A 2,763-nucleotide genomic window follows, 5' to 3' on the forward strand; every position below is an offset into this window, starting at 1 on the left:
CCGTGCAACGGGTTTCCTGTTGAGTACAGACCTTTCTGGCATTGGATTAACGACTCTGCTTCTTCCTGTGACGCTGCTGGCACTTTGATCTCTCGGATCTCCATAACCGCATACTTAACGGTAAACGTTTCAGTCTTCATTAATGTCCTTCCTACGGGATCGCTTTACTGGTATAGGGCGTACTCGGTCGGCGGTAAAGAACCTGAATGATCGGTGACCCAAAGGGTTCCTAGTGCCACCAAACATTCCGATAACCTGACCGTCCTTTTCTTCACGGATGTTCCGCACAATGAATGTGCCTTGAACACCTTTAACGGTTACTTCATCGCCAACGTTAATCACTTGATCTTCTCGCCCCAAATAACAAACAGGATCATGAAGACGACGAAACCTACTGTCCAAATGTTCATTACTTTCCTCTCTTGTTGTGGTTGATTAATGCGAATGGGACAGGGCCGAGAAACCCTGTCCCACTCGCTTCCTTAATGTTGACTACCCCCAGATAGTCAGACACCAAGGAGGATTTGTGCAGCCTTACGCTTTTGCGTGTTAATGGACGACTCTGGGGTCACAGAGGCGTATGCACGCTTGTCGGGAGTCAGACCACGATGGTGGTCAAGGTACTCGCCAATGGTCTGCCATGCGGACCAAAGCGTTTCGCCAAAGCCTTTTGAATTGTTATCGGACAGCCACAGGTTGTGCAGCGTTTCGATACGGTTCTCGTGGATCGTCGCCGCTCGTGGTGACGGATCGTTATCAATCGGCCACAACTGGTTAGCGACGTAACGCACCTCGTTAAAGGTTCCATATGAATTCATCATCAGGTTGGCGTTGGCAATAAAGTCTTCACGGACTTTTGCTGCCATACCAAGGGCTCGCACAGCGTCAGCCTTATAATCGGTCTTATTCTTGGTGTGGCGGACCTTTACAAGTTGGCCGTGCTTCTTCGCAGCGTTAAACGACATGGTGACCGAATTGCGGCAGACCAAACGGATAGCGGTCGGGTAAGCGCACAGCGATACCGAACCGTTGTGTGAGGTTCGCACAGCCAAACCCATCTCCAGTTTGTCGTTAACGCCCCGTGGATCTAGCACCAGCGGCTCCAAACGCAGATAGGTGAAGAACTCTGCGCCTTCCTTCATCACGCCCATTGTGTCGATAACAGCGTCACCACGGGAGGCTCCTACGCAGTCGTAAGCGAACTCGGCAGCCTCACGGTTCTGTTCAATGACGTAACCCTTGCCGACAACGCCAAGGATCTTTTTGCCTTCGCTGGTATTGCACATGGTCGCAAAGTGGTCTTCCACGTCGTACATATTTCCGTTTTCATCGAAAGCGCAGATGCCGCCTAGTTCGACCTCGTAGTCGGCATTAGAGGCTTTAAGCATTTCGTTGATGGTTCCGTAACCGTCTACTGGTGTTCCAAGTTTGTGGTACGGGTGGCCGTTGTTTGCGTTATAAGCAAACGAGGTTCCTTGGCTGGTTGTGTTCAGCCCTTGATTCGGGTCCATTAAAGTCTCCTATTGGTTATTGGTTGGTGTTGAGATGCGGGAGCATCAGGAGAAACAGGAGAGAGGCGGGGCTCCCCTGTTCTCCCTGATGCCACCGATCAGTTAACTGATGGTGTGGTGGCTTCGATGATGCTCTGTTCAGCGTCATGCTGGAGAGCGTGTGCTGCTCCGATAATGAACGCTGCGCAATAACCTGCACAAGCATCGACAAGTTGAAGGCGGAGATCATCGTCTTCGATGAGATCCAAAGCGTCGCACATTGCTTCTTGTGCTGCCGAGAGCATTAGTGCGTCTTCGACAAGGTTGGGGTTCGGTGTTTTCTTCATGGTGGCCCTCCTAGGGCTTGGTTGGTGTTGGAATCAATCGTAATCTAGTACAGCGGTACTGTCAACGGGGGATCGGGACTGGACGAAGACACTACGGGTTTACCCTTGTACGGTACGGGTACTCCGCAAGTGCTGGTTGGTGTAAGCGGAGCAGAGCGCGGTCCCCGTCAGGTTGTCCTTTCCTTGTCGGGGACCGCTGCCATTTCAGAACGGTTCGCTAGTGCGTTCCTGTGCATCCTTAATGGCGATATTAAGGACACCGAGAAGGTAACTGATCTGCTTGTGGCTGCCACGATGCTCGTTAATGAGCGTCTTGTGCAACTCTTTAGGGTTACCGTGGCCGTCATCAGCCTCAGCCAAACGCTTCTTGTGGTAATCGACCAAGCCCTGTTCGACACCGACCTTAAACTCCAGTATCTCAGCAATCTTCTTGGCCTCGTCCACAGTCAACTTCAATTCCACGTTAAAGGTTTCCATTGTTAATGCCTTTCGTTAAGCCTGTCTCATCAGCGCACGGAGGCTAGATCGTGCGGACCCCCAACGGGGGTTTCGACATTAATCCATCGAAGCGTGAAAGACCATCTCCTCGTTGTTACCGCTAACGGCGAGGATGTTCTCCTCGCAGCGTGTCGTGACGACATGGGTAGCGAATTCGACAATCATGGCCAGCACAGGCGGCGGGAAGATCGCCAGCATATCTGCGTCAGGATTAAGGTCCCAGCAGGCGTGGTTCCCGTTGTAATGGCTGAGCGTGTACAGCCCTGACTGTGCCAGCGCACGGTTCGCCGTTATTGTGGCAGCGAGCCGTTCGTTATCGGTTGGGATTTCTTCGGTCATCATGTGGATTAGTGCGGACTCGTTCATGGTATTGCCCTTTCGTTAATGGCTTGTCTCTTCAGCACACAAGGAGCCACCTTGCATGGACC

General features: G+C 52.1%; 4 protein-coding genes. All 4 read right to left on the minus strand.

What is annotated here, in order from left to right; all coding sequences use genetic code 11:
- Positions 1–506: 506 nt before the first annotated feature.
- Positions 507–1,511 carry a DUF932 domain-containing protein gene (locus ACILQR_RS17425; RefSeq protein WP_395652626.1) on the minus strand — a complete coding sequence of 335 codons (1,005 nt, stop codon included), beginning with the start codon at positions 1,509–1,511 and terminating at the stop codon, positions 507–509.
- 98 nt (positions 1,512–1,609) lie between these two features.
- Complete coding sequence (locus tag ACILQR_RS17430) at positions 1,610–1,837, minus strand: hypothetical protein (RefSeq protein ID WP_395652627.1); 228 nt, start codon at positions 1,835–1,837, stop codon at positions 1,610–1,612.
- Between the two features lie 204 nt (positions 1,838–2,041).
- On the minus strand, positions 2,042–2,314 hold the full coding sequence (locus ACILQR_RS17435; RefSeq protein WP_395652628.1) for a hypothetical protein: 273 nt from the start codon (positions 2,312–2,314) through the stop codon (positions 2,042–2,044).
- Positions 2,315–2,392: 78 nt separating this feature from the next.
- Entirely contained in the window at positions 2,393–2,701 is a 309-nt protein-coding gene (locus ACILQR_RS17440) for a hypothetical protein (protein WP_395652629.1), read from the minus strand.
- Positions 2,702–2,763 lie beyond the last annotated feature (62 nt).

This window comes from Brevundimonas sp. (genome assembly GCF_044239655.1).
Lineage (GTDB): Bacteria > Pseudomonadota > Alphaproteobacteria > Caulobacterales > Caulobacteraceae > Brevundimonas.